This is a genomic window from Dictyobacter arantiisoli (assembly GCF_008326305.1).
Classification (GTDB): domain Bacteria; phylum Chloroflexota; class Ktedonobacteria; order Ktedonobacterales; family Ktedonobacteraceae; genus Dictyobacter; species Dictyobacter arantiisoli.
This window is the reverse complement of the sequence record NZ_BIXY01000027.1, coordinates 16414-38264: the sequence shown is the minus strand read 5'-3', so window position 1 is coordinate 38264 and position 21851 is coordinate 16414. Positions and strand designations below refer to the sequence as shown.

At 50.4% G+C, this 21851-nt stretch carries 14 protein-coding genes; 6 read left to right on the top strand and 8 right to left on the bottom strand.

Features of this window, described 5'->3' with window-relative positions; all coding sequences use genetic code 11:
• Positions 1-118 precede the first annotated feature (118 nt).
• Complete coding sequence (locus F1593_RS10865) at positions 119-1111, bottom strand: DmsC/YnfH family molybdoenzyme membrane anchor subunit (protein WP_149401587.1); 993 nt, start codon at positions 1109-1111, stop codon at positions 119-121.
• Positions 1112-1368: 257 nt separating this feature from the next.
• On the opposite strand from F1593_RS10865, the gene F1593_RS10860 reads away from it, so the two are divergent.
• Complete coding sequence (locus tag F1593_RS10860; RefSeq protein ID WP_149401586.1) at positions 1369-3315, top strand: protein kinase domain-containing protein; 1947 nt, start codon at positions 1369-1371, stop codon at positions 3313-3315.
• A gap of 16 nt (positions 3316-3331) precedes the next feature.
• Here the strand turns inward: F1593_RS10860 and F1593_RS10855 are convergent, their stop codons facing one another.
• The 5 genes from F1593_RS10855 to polA all read right to left on the bottom strand — a co-directional run bounded on the left by F1593_RS10855 (position 3332) and on the right by polA (position 12378).
• Entirely contained in the window at positions 3332-4843 is a 1512-nt protein-coding gene (locus F1593_RS10855; RefSeq protein WP_149401585.1) for a sensor histidine kinase, read from the bottom strand.
• Positions 4840-5517 carry a response regulator transcription factor gene (locus tag F1593_RS10850; RefSeq protein ID WP_149401584.1) on the bottom strand — a complete coding sequence of 226 codons (678 nt, stop codon included), beginning with the start codon at positions 5515-5517 and terminating at the stop codon, positions 4840-4842. The genes F1593_RS10855 and F1593_RS10850 overlap by 4 nt, the downstream gene beginning before the upstream one ends.
• A 131-nt stretch (positions 5518-5648) precedes the next feature.
• Positions 5649-7832 (bottom strand): amylo-alpha-1,6-glucosidase, encoded by a 2184-nt coding sequence (locus F1593_RS10845; RefSeq protein WP_149401583.1) that lies wholly within the window; start codon positions 7830-7832, stop codon positions 5649-5651.
• 212 nt (positions 7833-8044) lie between these two features.
• Positions 8045-9211, bottom strand: coding sequence for an LL-diaminopimelate aminotransferase (locus F1593_RS10840; protein WP_149401582.1), 1167 nt, complete (start codon positions 9209-9211; stop codon positions 8045-8047).
• A gap of 62 nt (positions 9212-9273) precedes the next feature.
• Complete coding sequence (gene polA / locus F1593_RS10835) at positions 9274-12378, bottom strand: DNA polymerase I (protein ID WP_172632039.1); 3105 nt, start codon at positions 12376-12378, stop codon at positions 9274-9276.
• Between the two features lie 390 nt (positions 12379-12768).
• On the opposite strand from polA, the gene F1593_RS10830 reads away from it, so the two are divergent.
• Positions 12769-13029: a helix-turn-helix domain-containing protein gene (locus F1593_RS10830; RefSeq protein ID WP_149401580.1), complete on the top strand. Its 261-nt coding sequence runs from the start codon at positions 12769-12771 to the stop codon at positions 13027-13029.
• Between the two features lie 331 nt (positions 13030-13360).
• Entirely contained in the window at positions 13361-14371 is a 1011-nt protein-coding gene (locus tag F1593_RS10825; protein ID WP_172632038.1) for an NAD-dependent epimerase/dehydratase family protein, read from the top strand.
• Positions 14372-14487: 116 nt separating this feature from the next.
• On the opposite strand, the gene F1593_RS10820 is transcribed toward F1593_RS10825, so the two are convergent.
• Both F1593_RS10820 and F1593_RS10815 read right to left on the bottom strand, forming a co-directional pair.
• A complete protein-coding gene (locus F1593_RS10820; protein ID WP_149401578.1) occupies positions 14488-16989 on the bottom strand; it encodes a mannose-1-phosphate guanyltransferase in 2502 nt (833 codons plus the stop codon).
• Positions 16990-17157: 168 nt separating this feature from the next.
• A complete protein-coding gene (locus F1593_RS10815; RefSeq protein ID WP_149401577.1) occupies positions 17158-17337 on the bottom strand; it encodes a hypothetical protein in 180 nt (59 codons plus the stop codon).
• Positions 17338-18670: 1333 nt separating this feature from the next.
• Between F1593_RS10815 and F1593_RS10810 the strand changes: the two genes are divergently transcribed.
• The 3 genes from F1593_RS10810 to lysS all read left to right on the top strand — a co-directional run bounded on the left by F1593_RS10810 (position 18671) and on the right by lysS (position 21846).
• Entirely contained in the window at positions 18671-19528 is an 858-nt protein-coding gene (locus tag F1593_RS10810; RefSeq protein WP_149401576.1) for a biotin--[acetyl-CoA-carboxylase] ligase, read from the top strand.
• A gap of 92 nt (positions 19529-19620) precedes the next feature.
• Positions 19621-20085 carry a transcription elongation factor GreA gene (gene greA, locus F1593_RS10805; RefSeq protein WP_149401575.1) on the top strand — a complete coding sequence of 155 codons (465 nt, stop codon included), beginning with the start codon at positions 19621-19623 and terminating at the stop codon, positions 20083-20085.
• Positions 20086-20355: 270 nt separating this feature from the next.
• Entirely contained in the window at positions 20356-21846 is a 1491-nt protein-coding gene (gene lysS / locus F1593_RS10800; RefSeq protein WP_149401574.1) for a lysine--tRNA ligase, read from the top strand.
• The last annotated feature ends 5 nt before the right edge of the window (positions 21847-21851 follow it).

Genomic DNA, 21851 nt, shown 5'->3' with positions numbered 1-21851 from the left:
TCACGAAACATCCTGCTGCCGCGCCTGCGGCGGAAGGGAGGAGGATGGATTACAAAGGGAGCGCCGCCCTTTGTAATCCATCCTCCTCCCTATCATTTCCTCAAACGTGAGGGAATGATTAGAGGCCGCCAACAAAGAGTCCACGCGACATAATCTCACCGGCCAGGGTTAAAACGACGACCAGATAGAGCATGCCAGTTGCGGACTGGAATGAACGCTCACGAATCAGAATCCATGCCAGGATTCCTAAGATAAGAGGCATGGCATAACCGACGACGACACGCAACCAGCTAATCGCGGTCGCTCCCAGAGGAGCTACGACCGGAGCATCTGCTGGCTTGACCTGATTCTTTGGGGCAGGTGTTGCCTGCGCGGTGATGGCAGGTGTTGTGGTCTGAGCCTTATTGGCATAAGTCGAATTTGGCCCACCAACAATAAAGAAGATGATCTGTGCGAGTACCGCGACCAGTACCAGCGTCGTCGAAAACTGTAAGGGACGACCAGACAACGCCGGTGTAACAAGATACCAATGTCCCAACCACATGGCAGTCATAACGCCACCCAGCGCGAAGGCTGCCGCGAAGAAACCAGCCACCGTAAAGATGCCACCCAGGCTTCCTCCGCCCAGAGGACGATATATCATCGCCATCACGAAGAGCGTTACAAAGCCGGCCACAACCGTCGCCACGCCACTCAACAGGCGCAAAACGCGCAGTGCTGAAGACTTGCGTGGTGCTACGGGGGCAGCGACTACCTCAGCATTTCCTTCCTCAGAAGATTCTGACTTCTCCTGTACGCCCGCCGTTTTATCCAAAAACAAGAAGATGGCATAGGGAATCAATAGCAAGAAGAAGAGCAATAATGGCAGCGACTGATAGCCAGTCCAGTTATGATCAAGTTGAGGATACGTATTGAGTAAAGGTGCCGTCGAAAATCCCTGCTGGAACCAATAGGTTAAACCAGCCAGGACCAGATAGATAAGAGCATATGAGGTCAGAAAACCACGCTTGACCTCGTTACGCCAATCAAGGAACACAAGTACGCTCACCGCGCCTATTGAGACTTCGGCCATAACAATAAAAAGAACTAACGGTAACGTTTGTAGCAGCATGATATCCTTTTATCCTTTGAGTGCGTCAATCAGTGTCTGGAGCATGAAATCTTCCACCACCGTTTAGATTATAACGCTGTTCTCGAACGTCGACAACTTTTGAACACTGCACCATCCACCATGCCGATGGAGCTTATGGAAATTTTGCTCGTGCACGCGTTCTATTGACACGTACCTGGAATTCTTCTACACTAGAAGAGCATTTGCTATCAACGACTTCCGCTGTTTCTGGATATCAATTATTGAGAGAAAAAAGTATGCCTGCTTGTCCAAATCCTCGCTGCCAGACAATCTACCCATCCGGAACAACCCAATGTACTAATCCCTTTTGTCGCTGCTTGCTGCCAGAGGCAGTGGTGGCGGGCCGCTATCGCATCGAGACGTTGATCGGTATCGGTGGAATGGGCTCTGTCTATCGGGCCAGTGATACGTTTGAGAGCCAGCAGATCGCGTTGAAGGTGCTCAATCTTGCCGCTAGCAAGATGGATACGGATACTGCTATTGAGCGCTTCCGCCGCGAGGCGCGCTATGCTCACCAGTTACACCATCCCAATATTGTGCCGGTGGTTAATTTTGGACAGGATGGTCAGCTTCTTTATATTACGATGCCCCTGATTACCGGTGGAACCATCAAGGAGCTGTTGCGCAGTCAGAATCCTTTACCAACAGAGCTTGCACAGCGCTATCTCAATGAACTGGCCGCGGCCATCGATGCCATTCACCAGCATCCGCAACAGATTATTCATCGCGACATCAAACCCTCCAATCTGTTGCTGAATCAGGATGATCAACGCCTGATGGTGGCGGATTTTGGGATTGCACGCGCGATGCAACAGGAGAAACCGTTGACCCAACGTGGCTGGTCGCTCGGTACGGAACACTATATTGCGCCCGAACAGGAGCATGGGAAGGCAGAACCGGCAAGCGACATCTATGCGATGGGCGTGGTGGCCTACCAGATGTTCACAGGGATGCTACCTTTTCAAGCCATCATCAAAACACATGCCACAGAGCTTCCACATCCCAGTAGCTTGAATAGCGCGTTACCACCCACACTCGATACGGTAATTATGCAAGCTATTGATGTAGACCCAAACAAGCGCTATCGTACAGCACAGGAATTCGCGACGGCACTTAATACTGCGCTGACGCAGCAGGGAATCTGGTTTGAGCCAACGGTGGCAATGGATGAGATGGCGGAAACGTTGATCGCAACCAGTAATGAAAATGCCTTGATACGCATGATCATTCCTGAAAATCCTTGCGCGCAATGCGGACGAGAGAATCGGCATGCATCACGCTTCTGTCGCTATTGTGGACATACCCTCAGCGATACCTCACCGCTGGTCTACGAGGCCTGTCAGGTCGGCTATCTCAGCGATATCGGGAATAGCGCGCCAAACAATGAAGATATGCTCCTGGTTGTGCAGGGATTACCGCTCAATCTTGCTCCGCCACCACGCCCCTTTGGACTGTTCGCGGTTGCGGATGGTCTACGTCAACCACAGAATAAGCAACCCAAAGGACATGAAGCCAGTCGCCTGGCAATTGAAACCATCGCGGATATTTTATTGCCTCTGCTGACAACCCCCACCAGCACATCTCCCCACAGTCAGAGTACCCCACAGGGCACACAGGGATCGGGAAACACTCCACGACACCTGACACCTCCCCAGGATACAGTCCTTGCACAGTGGATGCGGGATGCTGTCCGCCAGGCCAATCAAGTGATTTATCATTGCAATGCGGATTATGAGACGACGATGGCGAGCACGCTGACGTTGGCTCTGCTCTATAAACGACAACTCCTGATCGCAAGCGTTGGCGATAGCCGGGCCTATCACTATAATGCGCAGAGCGAACTACACTGTCTGACACAGGATCATACAATTGCCGCCAGGCAGGTTGAGGCGAATCTACTCAAGCCAGATGAGGTGGCTCAGAGTCCCAAACGGAATCAGCATTATCGCTATCTGGGACAAAACTATACTGTCATAATCGACCTCTTTGAATACAAGGTTGCAGCCAACGATCTAATCTTGCTCTGTACCGATGGACTCTGGCATATGCTCTCCGATGAGCAGATAAAGAAGATACTGGCACAAGAAGAGGATACCCAGAAACTGGCCCTACTCCTGGTAGAAGCCGCCAATAGCGCGGGCGGAACTGGCAATGTGAGCGCTATCGTCATTCGTGTGCAGTAGATTGGATTGGATAGCCTCAGCCTTGTTCGCTGGCAAGAGGCAGGATAATAGTAAAGGTGGAACCTTGATCAGGTTGGCTTTTGACTTCCACGGTGCCTTTGTGCGCCTGGACCATCCATTCCACAATCGAGAGCCCTAATCCACTTCCACCGAGGGCCTTGGTACGCGCGGGATCAGCCCGATAGAAACGTTCAAAGATATGTCCGATATCCTCTGGCGCAATGCCAATCCCATCATCAGTAACATGGAGATAGGCCCAGGCATCATGAATCTCTACCGAGAGGGTAATAGTTCCTCCGCGATTACTATAATTCAGGGCGTTATCAACCAGACTGATAATGACCTGGATCAAACGGGCAGCATCCCCAAGGACCGTCGCAGGCAAGAGCTGTTCGGTTTTGAGGGTAATCTGCTGCTCCTGCGCCAGCGGTGCAAGGCTCTCAACCACATCCAATGCCAGCAGATCCAGCCGCACAGGCTCGCTATCAAGTTGGATCTGCCCCTCATCAGCACGAGCCAGCACTAACAGATCATTGATCAGGTGTCCCAGATGCTCAGATTCTGCGTTTACTTCACTGAGGACATGCTTATATTCGCCAGGACTCTCAGCCTGGGTGAGCGCAATCTCAGTCATATTGCGAATTACAGATACGGGAGTGCGTAATTCATGGGAGGCATCGGCCACCAGACGCCGCTGCTGCACAAAAGCTCGCTCCAGCCGCGCAATCATTTGATTAAAGATGATCGATAAGTCACGTACTTCATCCCGCGCCGCCGGTACCAGGACGCGCTGATGCAGATCGTTGGCGTTAATTTCCAGCGCGGTTCTGGTTAACTGATGGATTGAACGGAAGGCCCGGCCAGATAACCAGTAACTACCCAATGCACAGAAGCCTAATCCCACCAGCATAGCAATAAAGAGCGCCAGTATAATATGGTTCAATAACAGATTGATGCTTTCCAGGGATTGACCAACCTGCACCACTCCAACCACCGTATGTCCATCGACGAGCATCGTACTATACACGCGCACCGATTGATCATCTTCTACCGACAGGGTTGCGCGCCACGGCGTGCCATTGAGAGGCTGACTGATACTCTCGGATGGGCTTGGCAACTGATCAAAAGGATTGGACTGGTAAATTTCATGGGCGTGAGTATCAAAAACACGCACAAATATATCATCGGTATTGGCTGCCTGACGCTGGATACGTCGTCCATTGGGCAGCACAAGCGTACCATTATAAAGAATAGAGGAATCCATCAATGCGGCGGGGGCAGTGAGCTCGGGCAATTGGTGGAGCATATCGTCAATGACAAGCTTCCCCTGGTCCATATTTACTGCTTCAGCGACATGCTGGGCCCGCTGCTGAAGGGTGGAGTCAAAACTACTGAAGAGGATGTATTTGAGGGCGGAATAAAATGCGATACAGAAAATGAGCATCAGAATAGAGGAGACAATGGTGTACCAGAGGGTCAATTGCAAACGTAACCCAGGTGGAGAAAAATGGCGCATCGCATTGATCATACCGGTGGTTCCTTCAATTGATAACCCGCACCACGTACGGTGCAGATCACATCTGGCTCATTCTGGTCACACAACTTACGACGCAGGTAACGGATATACACATCGATGACATTCGACAAATGCTCCGTATCGCTATCCCATACATGTTCGGCAATCATCGTGCGACTCAATACCTGATGTGGATGACGCATAAAGAATTCAAGTAAAGCATATTCCTTACTCCCCAGAGAAATCAAGCGTTCGCCTCGATAGACCTCATGGGTACGCGTATCCAGGGTAATATCTAAGAATTGGAGAATGGGGGTACGCGTCGGACCACGCCGCCGCAGCAAAGCACGTACACGCGCTTCAAGTTCACTAAAGGCAAAGGGTTTAATAAGATAGTCATCCGCACCCAGGTCCAAACCTTTGACGCGGTGCTCCACCTCACCCAGCGCGGTCAACAGCAAAATGGGCATGGTACGGCCCTTTTCGCGCAGCCGTTTACAGACCTCAAAACCATTGATGCCCGGCAACAAAATATCCAGCACGACCAGATCATAAGGGGTAGCCAGAGCGGACAAAAAAGCATCTTCTCCATGCGCGACCAGATCAACGGCATAGTGGTTCCCTTCCAGGCCTTTTTTTAAACTCGGTCCGAGGCGGGGATCATCTTCTACAATGAGAATTCGCATATATTCTTATGCACCTCCTGTCGCCGCTAAAATGCAGTGCATTGGTTGCATTTTCGGCGACTCCAGCCGATAAATAAACAACCAATGCAACATCAGCAATTTTAAATTGCTTTTATGAGAAGAAGATGAAATTAGTGGGTACTATTGCGAACAACCAGCCAGCAACGCAGTACTTCGGCCACGCTCCAGGCCTGGGCAAAACAGCCGCGCAGGGTAAAGGGAGTTTCTGGCTCCGCAATCTCACCAATCGTGCCCAGGCAGGTTGCCCATAATTGTTCTACAAATGGTTGCAGCAAGGGTAACAACACCTGAGGATCATTATGTACCTGAAGATGCACATCCACATAAGGCCCAACCAGCCACTGCCAGACGGTTCCTTGATGATATGCGGCATCCCGTTGCAAACGATCACCCGCAAAGTGCGCTTGATAGGCGGGATCGCTGGGACTGAGGGAGCGCAAACCAACGGGGGTTAAGAGATGATCCGTGACCTGCTTTAACATGCTGGCAACCTGCGCCTCGGACAAGAGTTCATGTGTCAGGGAAGCGGCAAACAACTGATTGGGGCGTAGCGAGGTATCATTTTGTCCAGTCACGCCCTCAACATCCACCACGTCATAGAGATAGCCGCCCTCGGCAAACCAGTAACGCGCCGCGAAGTTTTGCCGAACCTGAGCACGCAACTGTCCATATAACACGGCATCCGTCGACAGACGAACAGCCCAGGTCTCCATTGCTGCCAGCGCATAATACCAGAGGGCATTCACCTCTACCGGCTTTCCACGCCGGGGTGTCACTACCCAATCGCCCACCTTCGCATCCATCCAGGTCAACTGTACGCCGGGCGCACCGGCCTGCAACAGGCCATCACCCGGGTCCATCTTAATCCCATAATCGGTGCCTGCAATATGCCATTGAATAATCTCACTTAACGTCAGGAATAATTCTTTCACCAGCGTCCAATCGCCGGTTTTTAGCACATAGTAATCGAGAGTACGGAACATCCAGAGTGTTGCATCGGCTGTATTATAAGCTAGATCCTCCACTCCTTGATCGGGGAAACGATTGGGAATCAGACCATGGTGAACCACGGAGGCAAAAGCTTTAAGCAGACCGCGCGCCTCGCTATACCGTCCAGTACAGAGCAAGAGGCCCGGTAGAGCAATCATACTATCGCGTCCCCAATCGGTAAACCAGGGATAACCAGCAATGATCGTTTTCCGATCGGGCGCTAAGCGTAACGGGGATGAAACAGTGGAAGAGACAGAATAATCGGGACGCACAACGATAAATTGATCCGCCGCCAGCGTGAGGCGCGCCTGGATGGGATCGCAAGCCGGAAGATCATTAGTCGTACGATCAGCGACGGCGAGCAGTTGTTGGACGCGCCTCTGGTGGCTCATCAAAGCATGCGCGACCACATTCTCATGTCTGGCAGAGCCATAGCCTGAAGCACAGACTGTCTCCGTCTCCGCCGCCAGTACCAGGGTCTTCCGTATCCCAGGCACCAGTTCCAGACGAAAAATGCCCGGTTGATACATATCCTCCTGCTCGGCCACGCCACGCTCATGATCGCGTCGATGCCAGAAATGCCAGTACCATAAGCCGGTGGGAGTGAAAGAAGTATTCGGATCAGCAATCAGATGGTAGGCAGGAGCACCATCATAGGCTCGAATACGGCAACGTTGCTCCTGGCATTCCACCAGAAAATGCCAATCATCCGCTCCAGTAGTCACGCTATGATAATCGCGTGAGAGACAGAAGGGAGAAACCTCCAGTATCAGGCTATGCCATGTATACTCTCCAGCAATCTCTACCCCGCTCAGCTCGCGCTCCTCATCAAAGGCACCATGCAGCATATACTGGATATAGGTAATGTTCTGTCCATATTCCATCCAGATACGCTTTTCCAACATAAGTGTCTCGCTTAAGCGATAGAAAAAACAGGGAATGTCGCCATCGAGCACCACACTATCCAGATAGCTATTTCCGGCTGGCTCAATGATACCTCCAGCATACTCATTCACGCCCAGGGCCAGACGCTCACCAGAGGGGAGATGCGCGACCTCATCTACTTTCGCCACCAACACGCTACGCTCAACAGGAGGATGAAGTGAGGCAACCAGCAGTCCATGATAGGAGCGTGTCACTGCCCCGACCAGAGAACCTGACGCATAGCCCCCCAATCCATTAGTAACTAACCATTCGTGATCAAGTCCAGCCTCCGTATCATGGCAGAGTTCGGAGTTGACCTGAATATTCCAGGGGTCAATGCGCTCATGATGAGAAATAGATGCATCTTGCTTCAGGACCATAATCCATATCCTCTTCTCATATGACAATCCCAGGCAAACAAAGTTGAAGTCAATTCCAGGACAGATACTCCAAAACAATGACGCTCACACACCTGTTCTATTAAATCCCGTTTGTTCACGTAGATTGGTTCCTGTTTACCCTGAACACGCACCCTGTCTGATGGGCAGGAATATTGACCATTAGATCACCTTACCCATCACAGTAAGCTGCCCTATCCACGCAATACAGTATGCATACGTTTCAGAGCCTCATTTAGACGCTCCTCAGGTTCGGTCATTGAGATGCGCACATAGCCCTCGCCACCAGCCCCAAAATTAGTTCCAGGGGTCAGGAACACGCCAGTACGATCAAAGAGCCAGGTAGTGAATTCACGTGAGGTCACGAAATTCTGTGGGATATGGGCCCAGATATAGAGACCAGCACGCGTCTTTTCCGTACTCATCCCCAGCGCATTACAACCTTCAAACAGGATATCGCGCCGACGCTTATAGATCGCATTGCGCTCCTCCAACCAGGTGGGCGGCATTCTTAAAGCCTCAATCGCAGCATATTGAATAGGACGAAAAATACCGCTATCAATGTTGCTTTTCAGACGTCCCACCGCGTCCACCAGCACAGAATTCCCAACCAGCATCCCAAGCCGGAAGCCAGCCATATTATAGGTTTTACTCAATGAATGAAGCTCAACAGCTACATCACGTGCTCCGGGTATCTCCAGGATACTCATCGGACGAAAATCATCAAAGTACACTTCAGCATACGCCATATCGTGAATAATTACGATATTATGTTGTTGCGCAAACTCCACGACACGCTCAAAGAAAGCACGATCCGCACAGGCCGCCGTCGGATTATTGGGATAATTGAGCCAGAGCAGACGTGCCCTGTGCAGAATATCCGCTGGAATGTTCTCCAGATCAGGAAGATAGTGATTCTCCTCGCGCAATGGCAGAAGATAGGGTTCAGCCCCGGTTGATGTTGTCCCTGAAACATAGACGGGATAGTAGGGATCGGGTATGAGCGCGATATCGCCAGCGTCAAGGACCGACGTCGCGCCATAAGCCAGGCCTTCTTTTGAACCAAGCAGTGGCAAAATATCCTGCTCTGGAGTCAATTGCACACCAAAACGTTGCGCGAACCAGTCAGCTATCGCCTCATGCAGCGCACGCATGCCACGATACTCAGGATAGCGATGATTCTGCGTATCCTGTAATGACGTGCAGAGACGCTCGATCACCGCGGGAGGCGCGGGCAGATCGGGATCACCCATCGATAGGGAAATCACGTCCACTCCGGCCGCCTCGCGATCCTGAATTTTCTTCTTCGCATCGGCAAAATGATACGGAGGTAAACTATTGACCAATTTTGACAGTTGCATGAATAGACTCCTCAATGGTGAAAGTAAAGCAGGCAGTTGTGAAACTGTTGCTTCCCTCTATGTTACACCATAGGTTCTGCTTCATACCAATTTTTGCCCATCTTCATATCAACTTTGATGGGCACAGCCAGTTCCGCAACGCCCTCCATTGTGGCTTTGATCAATTTTTTGACGCGCTCAATTTCTTCAACCGGCACCTCAAACGCCAGTTCATCATGCACCTGAAGAATCATGCGTGTCTTCAAATGCTGCGACTTCAGCACATGCTGCATACGAATCATCGCAATCTTGATCAAATCCGCATTGGTGCCCTGGATTGGCATATTGATGGCCTCACGCTCTAATGCCTGGCGCTCGGTATGGGATAGAGCATGCATATCTGGAAAGAAGCGCTTGCGACCATAGAGTGTGTTCACAAAGCCCTGGGTGCGCGCCTGCTGCAAGGTCGCATCCACGTATACCTTCACGCTGGGAAAGGTCTCATGATAGCGCTTAATAAACTCGGCCGACTCGGCATTCGTCATACCCGTCACATTCGCCAGACCATAGGCCGACTGCCCATAGAGTACCGCATAGACGACAGTTTTTGCCAGACGCCGCTGATCCTTTGTCACCTCCGCCACCGGAACGTTGAAGAGGGTTGAGGCGGTAATGGTATGAATATCCTCACCCTGCGTAAAAGCCTCCACCAGACGTGGCTCGTGGGTAATATGGGCCAGAATGCGCAGCTCGAATTGTGAATAGTCAGCCGTAAGAAAGACATAACTGGGATCAGCAATAAAGGCACGACGGATCTGACGGCCCAGCTCGGTACGAACTGGAATATTCTGAAGATTAGGATTACTCGACGAGAGGCGTCCACTGGACGCAATTGTCTGATTAAACGAAGTATAGACTCTACCAGTCTGACGATCCATCAACGTCAGCAAGCCATCGATATAGGTTGACTTCAGCTTGTTCATCTGGCGATATTCCAGCAGATAATCCACCACCTCATGCTTGCCGCGCAACCCTTCGATGACATCCGCATTCACAGAAAAACCTGTCTTCGTCTTCTTACCGGTCGGTAGCTTCAATTCCACAAACAACACATCAGCCAACTGCCTGGTTGAATTGATATTGAAATGATGGCCGACCGCAGCGTAAATCGCCTCCTCCATGGCATGGAGTTGTTCATCCAGGGCCACGCCAAACTGATGGAGGAACTGTTCATCCAGAGCCACACCATAGAGTTCCATCTGCATCAGGACATTGATCAACGGCAACTCGATGCGCTGATACATATCCATCAAGCCATGCTTCTGTACTTCAGCCTGAATTGGCTCAACCAAACGCAAGGTCATGTCGGCATCCGCACCCGCATAGTCTGCGGCCCGACGGATCGGTACCTGGGCCATACTGATTGCCTTACTTCCCGAACCGATTAGATCGCTAATCGGAGTCATCAAGATGCCCAAGCGCTGGAAAGCCTGATCCTTTAAGCCCACACCACGCCGTCCCGGTTCCGCCAGATAGGCTCCTAACATCGTATCAAAAGCCAATCCCTGCACATCAATGCCATAGCGCAAGAAGATTGCCAGATCATACTTGGCATTATGCATATATTTTAAGATGTTTTCGTCTTCCAGCACCAGCTTCAGCTTCTCGATTACATACGCACAGGGAAGCTGAGCGGCGGGCGGCTGTCCATCAAGTGTCTGCTTATGTCCCACAGGCACATAATACGCCTCACCGGGGGCCATCGAGAACGAAATCCCGACCAGCTCAGCATGCCGGGGCTCTTCAGATGACGTCTCAGTATCCACCGCAAAGCGTCCGGCATCAGTCAGACTCTTCAGCAGAACACGCAACCCCTCTTCACTATCCACAATCATGGTACTGGTTTGCTTGCTCAGATCAGGATCGGCAAACAGGGAAGACTGCTGGCCTGGTAGATGCAGGCTATGCACCACCTCAACATGCGGCACCTCGACCTCAAACAGGCTCAACTGCGCCGGTTCCTCTTTCACGGCCCGCGTCACAGCGATCTGCTCATTATCCCTATCTGATCCTGTTGCTGTCTCGATACGTTCCGCGTGAGGAGAAAGAATAGACAAAGGATCAAGCACATTCTGAGATACCACCGTCTCCTCGCCGGGCGGCAGGGGCGGCTCAAGAATCGGCACAACACCCAACGGAGCAGCGTAGAGTGGATCTTCTCCAGGAGCAAAGCTGGTCTCATCTGTCAGATCAGAGGAAGTCGCCGAAGCAACGGAGGAAGGAAGCACATTTTCGGAGATAGGAATTCCCAGCTGGCGGAAAAGAGAGAGTGCTCGTTCAACCAGCGTACGGAACTCAAGCTGGCGGAACAACGTAATCACCTCTTCTCCATCCACATGCTTCATACGGCATGCTTCCAGATCCAATGCAACGGGAGCATCCAACACAATGGTCGCGAGATGTTTACTCTGGCGAGCCTGATCCGCATAGGTAGAAAGCAATTTCTGTTCTTTCGGCTTCAGACTCTCGACATGCGCCAGAACCCCTTCTAGATCCCCATAGTCATTCAGCAAGCGACCAGCAGTCTTCTCACCAATCCCCGGTACGCCCGGAATATTGTCCGATTTATCGCCAATCAAACCTTTGAAGTCGGGCAACTTGCACGGCTCAAAGCCATAACGAGCCTGGACCTCGGATTCATCATACTCAACCACCTCAGAGATCCCGCGCTTCGCCACCTTCACCATCACCTGATCATTGACCAGTTGCAGGGTATCCATATCTCCTGTATAGATAATCGTATTGACACCCTGTTGCGTCGCCTGAACAGAGAGAGTTCCCAACACATCATCCGCCTCAAAGCCCTCCTTCTCATAAATCTGAATGCCAAAGGAGCTCACGACCTCGCGAATACGCGCAAATTGCGGTTTCATATTATCAGGCAAGGTCGGACGATGCGCCTTATAGGGTGTATACTCTAAATGGCGAAAGGTCGGCTTCGGCAAATCGAAGGTCACAGCGATATAATCAGGCCTCTCTTCCAGCAGTGCCTTCATCAGCATCGACGTAAAACCAAAGGTCGCATTCACAGGTTCGCCAGCACTGGTTGAAAGATTCTCCGGTACGGCATGGAAGGCGCGATGGATCACGGCATGTCCATCAATCAAAACAAGCTTTTTTCGTTTCATCTCTTTTATCATGCTATTTTTTTAAACCACCATCTCTCTATCTCATTCCAGGCCCCATAAGAAACCAGGTAGCCGCCTCCACTCTTTCCCACATTTGTTGGACCTGATGTGCGGTACCTCATACATCTCTCTTCCTCTTGGGCACCCCAAAATCCGGCAAAGGGCTCGTCTCCTGTGCAATCCTGCTTAAGAAGCCTTGCTTACCACCTCCGGGTTATACCACCTATGTCAGCTGTTGTTTTGGCGGGTGGCACTTGCTCTTGCTGTATTTTAATATGTTTGGGTCGAGATGTATAGTATAGTCAAGTTCACAGCTTTTCACATAACGATACGACTTCAGGATGTACTGAGGTCATGTCTACATGAATAATTGTTACCAGAGGGGAAATTATGTCACAGAGGAACGCTACATTAGCAGCTGATTCATCCGAGGCAGGAAAACAGTCGCCAGAGCAGGGCAAAGGAGGCGACCTTCTGACTGTCCATGAGGTGGCACGCCGCTTACGGGTTGACGATACGACAGTCCGCCGTTGGATCAAAAGCGGGGCATTGGAGGCCATTACGTTGCCACATCGCGGTAAGCGCCAGGCCTATCGCATCAAGCGCACCACGCTTGATGTCCTGCTGGAAGGTGCTCTTCCGGTTGCCTGAGCAGAAAATAGAGAGAAATAGCTAGCAAGGACAAAGCCACCTGTATGACAAAGTCAGTAGGCCCTGCCATCCCGGTAGGGCTACCTCAGCATGGGGATGCTCTTCTATCTCATTCTAAACATGTTTAATAAAATAAATATATATGTACACTTATCAATAGGAAACCTGCATACACTAAAAAGGAGAGACACTCGTGAGAGAAATCCTTTCTCTTTGATTGGCACTTTCAACACGATTACTACCTCAAAAACCACTCACCCGCGTTCAAACGCAGCACACTTATCATACAGCATAAACACAAAACAATAGAAAATACATGGAGAGGCCCAGTATGAAAATAGCTATCATAGGTGGAGCGGGTTTCGTTGGAAGCCATCTAACAAAAGCATATCTGGATGCAGGACATGATGTCTTTGTCTTAGACAACCTGAGTAGCGGTTCGCGGCAAGCCGTTGACCCACGTGCGCGCTTCTATAGCGTTGATATACGTGACCACAAACTTCAGGATATCCTGCACCGTGAACGTCCAGATGTGGTTAGCCACCATGCAACTCAACGACACGAAACAGGAACGGGAGCCCATACCCTGGCGGACGCCGATGTCCACGTGAGAGGACTGATCAATGTTTTGGATAGCTGTGTCAACGCCTCAGTGAAAAGATTTATCTTTGCCTCAGGCGGAAATAATCTTTATGGACAGGTCGATGCCCAACAATTGCCACTCATCGAAGACATGCCTCTTCATCCGAGAAGCGCACAGGCTATCAGTAAAGTTGCGGGTGAATGGTATATTCGCTATTATACCCAGCAATATGGCATCAAACATACGATTCTGCGCTATGCTGATATCTATGGAGAAACAGAGCTTCAGTCGATGCACCATCCCCTCAGCCATTGCATTCAAATGTTACATCAGATGCAACAACCCATCATACATGGAAATGGCGCCGAAATACGCGATCATATCTTTATTGACGACGTCATCGAAGCCAATCTACAGATTTTGAAACGGTTGCCACGTAGCGAGAATCGTACCTTCCATATCAGTAGTGGTCAGGGGAGTTCGCTTAACCAACTCTATCATCTGGCAGCCAGCATGCAAGACAGCCATCTTGAACCGCTCCATCTGCTCGGTTCGCATCTGGCGCTCTCTTCAATTATCCTTGACAATACGCGGGCACGACAGGCGCTGGATTGGCAACCCCAGACCTCCCTCCCAGAAGGGATTCGGCAGGCGACGTTGCGCCTGCTACCGCGTCAGAATACGCTCCCACGCATTGTCCAAACTCCACAACCAGAGGAAATTACCATTCCTGCGCGGGTATCCTTAACACATGCCTGACGCTTCGTTGCAGACAAAGCTGTCTGTATTTGAACGCACAATTTGAACATAGAAAAGGACAGGTCGGATTGATCCGACCTGTCCTTTTCTATCGTACTAGCACGATCCAATCTGGATTATTGTTGTAAACCACTCACAACCCGTGCGTATTTTTCCGCCAATGCCTGCGCCTGCTCACTAGAAACCGACTCAGCAAAAATATGGAAAAATGGACTATCCGCATCGGGTAGAATCAACACCCATTCTTTGCCCAGATCGATTTTGATGCCATCGATGGGCTTGGAACGTCGCTCACGATATTGCTCGCTCAAGATACGCATTACCTTACCCTTATGCTCCCACGGACAGGTGACACGTGCGCTACTCATATAGTAAGCAGGCAGATCGTCCACCACCTCAGAGAGACGCATATCAAAGCTCGCCAATAGCTCAAGTAGTTTTGCAATCGCCAGTAAGCCATCAAAGGCGGGATGTAATTCTGGGAAAGCAAACTGTCCACTGCCATCACCAACCAGAACCACGCCCTCGCGACCAGCTGCCGTCATCAAAGCATGTGGCAATACTTTTGTATATTGAATCGTACCATCATAACGTTTGGCAATATGCTGTAAGGCACTGGGAGCCGTAACAGGAGCAGCCACAATACCATTGCGATGGCGGCGCAGGAAGAGACTTGTCATTACAGAAAGAATCTTCATGCCATCCAGGATACGGCCTCGATCATCGACTACAGAGATACGCTCACCACTGGGATCAATGCGAATACCCATATCGGTATTCAAGGCCGAACTAATCGTCGCCAGACGCTGCATATCCTTATTCAGCTCATCAGGAGTACGTGCCGTTGTGGTCTCTTCCCCTCCCGAATTCAACACGATCACCTCACAGCCAAGATCATTAAAGATCCTTGCCATCATTTCATTCGTGCTGCCATGGGCATAGTCAACCACCAGTTGAAATTTGCGCTTGCGCACCACATCGTAGTCCACCACACGATTGAAACCTTCGAGGTAATGGCCGACCACATCAGTTGTGCTCAAAACATCGATCGCGCCAATCTCATCCAGATAGACACGGCGGAAATCCTCGCGGAAGTACAGATTCTCAATCTTACGCTCGGTCGTCTTATTAATATCGAGCCCATTCTGATCAAAAATTTTAATCTCTACGACGCGTCGATCTACAGGGGACATGCTGACATGTACACCACCAGCCGACTCAGTAGTACGGATGTAATAGCGCGCCACCGGCAAAGGGACCTGATTGATATCGTGTACATTCACACCGGCCGAGGGCAAGCCTGCGTTAATACCACGTTTAATCATCCGCGAAGTACGATGGGTATCGCGGTTCAAGCAGACCACCGCGCCCTTGGGCAGAATACCACCATAGACAGCACCCAGTTTCGTGGCGAACTCAGGCGTCAAATCCACATTAACCAGGCCCGTTACCCCATAACGGCTAAACAGGCTACGGCGTCCCTGCGATCCCCAGATGATACTGGTATTGACGACCGCACCGGCCTCAACTTCTTTATCCGGCCAGATTTTCACGTTTGGCTGAATTATCGCGCCATCCTGAATAATCGAATTATCGCCGATCACCGAGCCTTCAAACATCACTGCTTTACTTTTGATGTTCGTGGATGAACCAACAATAGCTCCTCTAAGCTCCGCACGATCCCCGATATAAGAATTATTCCAGACAATACTGCGATCGACCTGGGCGCGCTCATCGACAATGGAATAGCTACCAATCATGCTGGGGCCATGGATAATCGCCCCGGCACGCACTTTACAATCCCGTCCCAGATAGACAGGACCATATAGTTGCGCGTCCTCATCGATTTCCACACCCTCTTCGCACCAGATGTTATTGCCAATATGGCGCGCAGGAATATCCAACTGGACATTGCGCTGCAACATATCTGCATTGGCACGCATGTATTCGCTCAGGTTACCTACATCGCACCAGTAGCCCTCAGGGACCACATAGCCGTAAATAGGGTCTCCCTGCTTCAACATCATGGGGAACAATTCCTGGCTGAAATCAAACTGCTTATCTTTTTCAAAGTAACTAAAAATTTTAGGGTCTAATACATAGATGCCAGTATTGATTGTATCGCTGAACACTTCGCCCCAGCTTGGCTTCTCCAGGAATTGGGTAATATGACCGTCCTCATTGGTAATGATGACTCCATATTCCAAAGGATTGGGGACGTGTGCAAGAAGAAGTGTGGCGAGCGATTTTTTTTCGTTGTGGTACTTGATCAGTTCCGTCAAGTCATAGTCAGTGAGGGCGTCCCCACTGATCACCAGGAAGGGTTCGGTCAGTTGATCTTCGGCATTCTTTACGCTACCTGCAGTACCCAGAGGCACATCTTCACGCGAGTAGGTAATACGCATACCTAACTGTGATCCATTGCCAAAGTAATCTTCGATATTACTCGCCAGATACTGAACCGTAATGACGACCTCGGTGATCCCATGGCGCTTCAACAAGTTAAGTATATGCTCCATCACAGGCTTGCCCACGATAGGAACCATTGGCTTTGGCCGTCGAATCGTCAATGGTCGTAGCCTCGATCCTTCCCCTCCGGCCATAACAACCGCTTTCATAGAGGCCTCCCCTTGTGTCCGGACAACTTGCCCAGTTATCCGAGCTGTTCTAGGAAATATAAGGACGGCGTAGCAATGCCACGCCGTCCCATCTGCTCCGCTCTTTTTATTGTACAACATCCACGAAGAGCGTCGCAAGATTGCTTTGCATTCTAAATCGAGACACTGCTACCATTCGCTAAAACGCCCGTGTTCTACCAGCCAGCGTACAAAACGATGATAATTGGTCTCTTCCGTCGCCTTACGCTCCTCATACTCTTGCTGTAGTTGGATGAGCCGCTGAGCTTCGCTTACTGTGAATCCCTCATCCAGGAGGGCATCGACGAGCAAGTCAAGGTATTGCTGCATTTATAGATTCCTCCTTCTTTCGCTTCGATAGTGTCATCAACCAATTGTGTAGATTCCAGGCACATCCTATTCGCTGGATAGCGTTCAGCCATACACATCAAAGAATCGAGGACTGACTCATTGGTAGCAGAAGCGGCCTCACTGCCACATCTCCGGCAACCTGTTAAAAAAGAAGAAAAGGCTCAGCTATAGTCAAGAAAAACGTGATGGCATCTGAATTTTCCGTCGGATAGGTCCAATGGCCTGGCACAAGAAAAATGCTACTCAGAGCCAGATACAATCTGTGCACGAAGGTACGCACATTGATTATCCCCATACACATCACGATTGAAACTGCCGCCTAGACCCAAATGAATCTATTGGCCCGTCTACGAAATGACAGACCAACCAGAAGGCTTCCTACGATGGGCGTGGTCAGAGGGCAGGTATGCCTGACAACTCACAGTGCTCATCTGACAACATGGCAGGGCGCGCAACTGGTCAACAGCAATACGTTGACGGCATGGAGTTTGAGCGTAAGTAACAGCAGACGAAGTTCTTCCTCCTCTCATCCTCACACGCCACGCTACTCTCTTATCCGTTACTTACACTAGTATAGCATACAGTCGTTCCGCCATGCCACCAGAGAACAAGAAGTCCTATTGCTGACTTATCCCTACCATATGCTTGCTTCTCTACAGAAATAAACCCGGTCAGATACAGTCATCTTCACACAATCTTCACAGGAGTGTAGAGGGGCCCAGGCCTCTCTACAAGCCATTTGCGCACCTCAATCTCTACAATGCCGGGAATGAGTTTTAAGACAAAGCTTGACAACAGTTAAATACTGATGGTACAATATCGACAACGAAAGGAGGTGGTGTGTAATGCATGAACGTATTCGCTGCACAGGCAGCGGTGTAACTTCCCACACCTTCCAGAAACGAGGGATGGGGCGTTAAATACGCTTTGTCTCGCACCCGGCTTTGGAGCTTGGTGAAGGGTTGATAAGAACACTCACTGGCAAGGTAGTGCATGTTACCTGCCTGTGCAGCACCCCCAGAGCATTGGCGAAAAAACTCATTTGCCCTTGCTCTGGGATTTTTATAAATCGAGCAATCTCATCTAATCATTGATTCGTAGCATAAAGGCACGCAATACAAGACGGGCCGGGCCCCTATACGGTATCTCCTATATTTACACTGTATCCTATCGGTCTGGTCGTATATAATACAAAAATCTTTTCACACCACGAGCGATGCCTGTTTCTTTAAGCGTGAAGCGTGAAAGGCGGGGCCTCCATAACTGGGAGGCACGGAAAGATAGTCCCATTGATAGATAGAAGTGGTAGAGCTTGAACGAGATTACACTATCCAACACACTCGATGTTGCACAAATCCAGCGGCTTCTGGATACAAAATTAACAGGCATCGGCAACCGTATCATCTATAAACCCGTAGTAGATTCGACAAATTCATTCGCCATGCAACTGGCCCGGACGGGGTCAGAGGAAGGGGTGGTGGTACTTACCGATAGCCAGACAGCCGGTAAGGGCAGACAAGGAAGGCACTGGGTCGACATGGCAGGGAAGAACGTTTTGTCATCTACAGTCCTCCGACCCGTCTTTCCACCCTATCAGCTTGTGATGATTGCATCACTGGCAGTCGTGCAAACAATTGCTGATATTTGTGGTGTCGAGGCAACCATTAAATGGCCCAATGATATTCTGATTGGGGAACGAAAAGTTACGGGAATCCTGATTGAGACCAGTCACGATCATACCGGACAGCTGGTTGCCATCCTTGGAATCGGGGTGAATGTCAATGGTCGGCTCAGAGCATCTGCTACCGACAAGCAAACACTACAGGCCAAACCAGAGCTGACAGAGACCGCTATTACGCTTGAAGAAGCGTGTGGCCATGTAGTGAGTCGCGAGGCATTCATTGCCAGTTTGCTGTATCAAATCGAAACACGCTATCTGGCCTTACAGCAAGAAGTCCGCGAGTCCACGGCTCAGAGCCATGGACCTATCTCTCGCTTGATACGAGAGCAATGGCGTCGTCATCTTTCGACCCTTGGTCGCACCGTTACAGTGCATCAGGGAGCGAAGCTACTCAGCGGCGTGGCTGAGGATGTGAATGAACAAGGAGAATTATTACTCCGCGATCTTTCTGGGACAGGTATCACTATTACCTGGGGCGATGTAAATTGAAAGCAATTTCAGACAAAGCAACAGGGAAAGCAGCGAGATAAATTCAGTATGCGGAGGATCTCCTCCAGCAGACAAACGAGAGGAAGCCTATTATGGAATCACAAGAAATTTTCCTCACCAACGACGGAATAGAGCGTGCAGCCAATCAACTCGAATACTTGAGCACTATCAAACGCGCTGAGATCGCGCAATATCTTCGTGACGCCAAAGAATCAGGCGATGTCATCGACAACGCCGCATACGAAGAAGCCAAGTCACAGCATGCTCTGCTCGAAAAGCGTATCTCCGAACTCGAGGAGATGCTGGCCCGTGCCAAATTGATCGATGAAGTTCACAGCGATCAGGTTTCACTGGGTTCAACGGTCCATCTGGAAACCAGCAATGGACGCCAATATCATTACCGCCTCGTGGGAGCCTTTGAGGCCGATCCCAGCTCCGGACGTATTTCGAACGAGTCCCCGGTGGGCAGAGCCTTACTGGGCCATAAAGCCGGTGACCTCGTGATCGTTTCGACTCCTGGTGGCGTCCGAGAATATACTATCCTCACCATCGAGTAATCATCTGCGCACAGATAGAGAAACTCGCACAGGTATTCACTTTACCAGATATAAGCGATCTATGGGCAAATAAATAATACAGCCCACAGGTCGCTTTTTCTTGCCACTTTTCTCGCGAAAGAGGAATAGGAGGACAAAAGCGCACAATCGCTCGTCCATTCTGTTCTCACTATCCATACGCATAAAACAATGCTACAATGTGTTCTATATGTACCAGCATAAAAATCTGATGCATTCGCCCTGGTATAAATTGGAGGACTAAACAGTCGTATGACAGAAGAACGTGCTATACGCATACAACGAGTGCAAGCGTTACGCGATTTAGGCATCAATCCTTATCCCAATACGGTTGAACGTACACATACCATTGCCGAAATATTGGCTCAGTTTGATGCCCTCAGCGGTCCAGAAGGCTCCTATACACTTGTCGGACGCATCCGTCTGTTGCGCGAAATGGGTAAAGCGACCTTTGCTCAAATAGAGGATGGCACTGGCAGAATGCAGGTGTATATCCGCGTGAACGATGTCGGTGTGGAAACGTATCAACTGATCAAACTGCTGGATCTGGGCGATTTTATTCAGGTGAGTGGCTTCTTATTTGTAACACGCACTAATGAGCGCACTCTGCATGTCCGTGCGCTGCGTATTCTCGCCAAAGGCTTACGTCCTCTACCTGATAAGTATCATGGTCTGGAAGATCGGGATACACGGCAGCGCAAACGCTATCTCGATCTGGTCGCCAATGGGGATGAGATCAGAAGAATTTTTGTCATTCGCAGTCGCATGATTACCGCCATGCGCCATTATCTCGATCAGCATGATTTTATCGAGGTGGAAACACCAATCCTACAACCAATTTATGGTGGCGCAAATGCGCGTCCGTTCATCACTCATCACAATACGCTTGAACGGGATCTTTTCTTACGTATCGCGATTGAACTCTATCATAAGCGCCTGCTTGTTGGTGGCTTTGAACGTGTCTATGAGATCGGACGCAACTTCCGCAATGAGGGCATTGATCGCAGCCATAATCCCGAGTTCACTATGATCGAGTTCTATATGGCCTATGCCGACTATAACGATACGATGAAGTTAGTGGAAGAAATGCTGGCAAACATCGCTACTGCCATCACTGGCACACCAACCATCACCTATCAAGGCGTGACAATCGATCTGACGCCACCCTGGAAACGCTACTCGCTACTGGATGCCATCACCGAGTTTACAGGCATTGATGTGCGCAAATATCCTGAGCGGGAAAGTCTGGCTGCGGCCATGCGCGAAAAACACTATGATGTCGATCCTCACCTGGGACGTGGTCGCCTGATTGATGATCTCAAGAGCGAGATCTTCCGCAGCAACCATCCAGCAACAAAACAGGCCCTCTTCTTATTGGACTATCCCGAGGATGTCTCGCCGTTGACCAAACAGCACCGCTCGCTCCCGGGTCTGGTCGAACGCTTCCAACCTTTTATCGGAGGGTTAGAATGTGGCAATGCCTATACTGAGCTCAATGATCCCCTGGATCAACGCGCCAGATTTGAGGATCAGGCTCGCCAGCGCGCCCAGGGCGATGATGAGGCACAGGTGCTAGATGAGGATTTTCTGGAGGCTCTCGAAGTGGGTATGCCACCTACCAGCGGCGTTGGACTGGGTATTGATCGCCTGGCAATGCTTATGGCGGATCAAGAATCGATCCGCGATGTGATCCTCTTCCCCACCATGCGCAAAGCCGCCGACGAGCAACAAGAACCATCATAACTGGC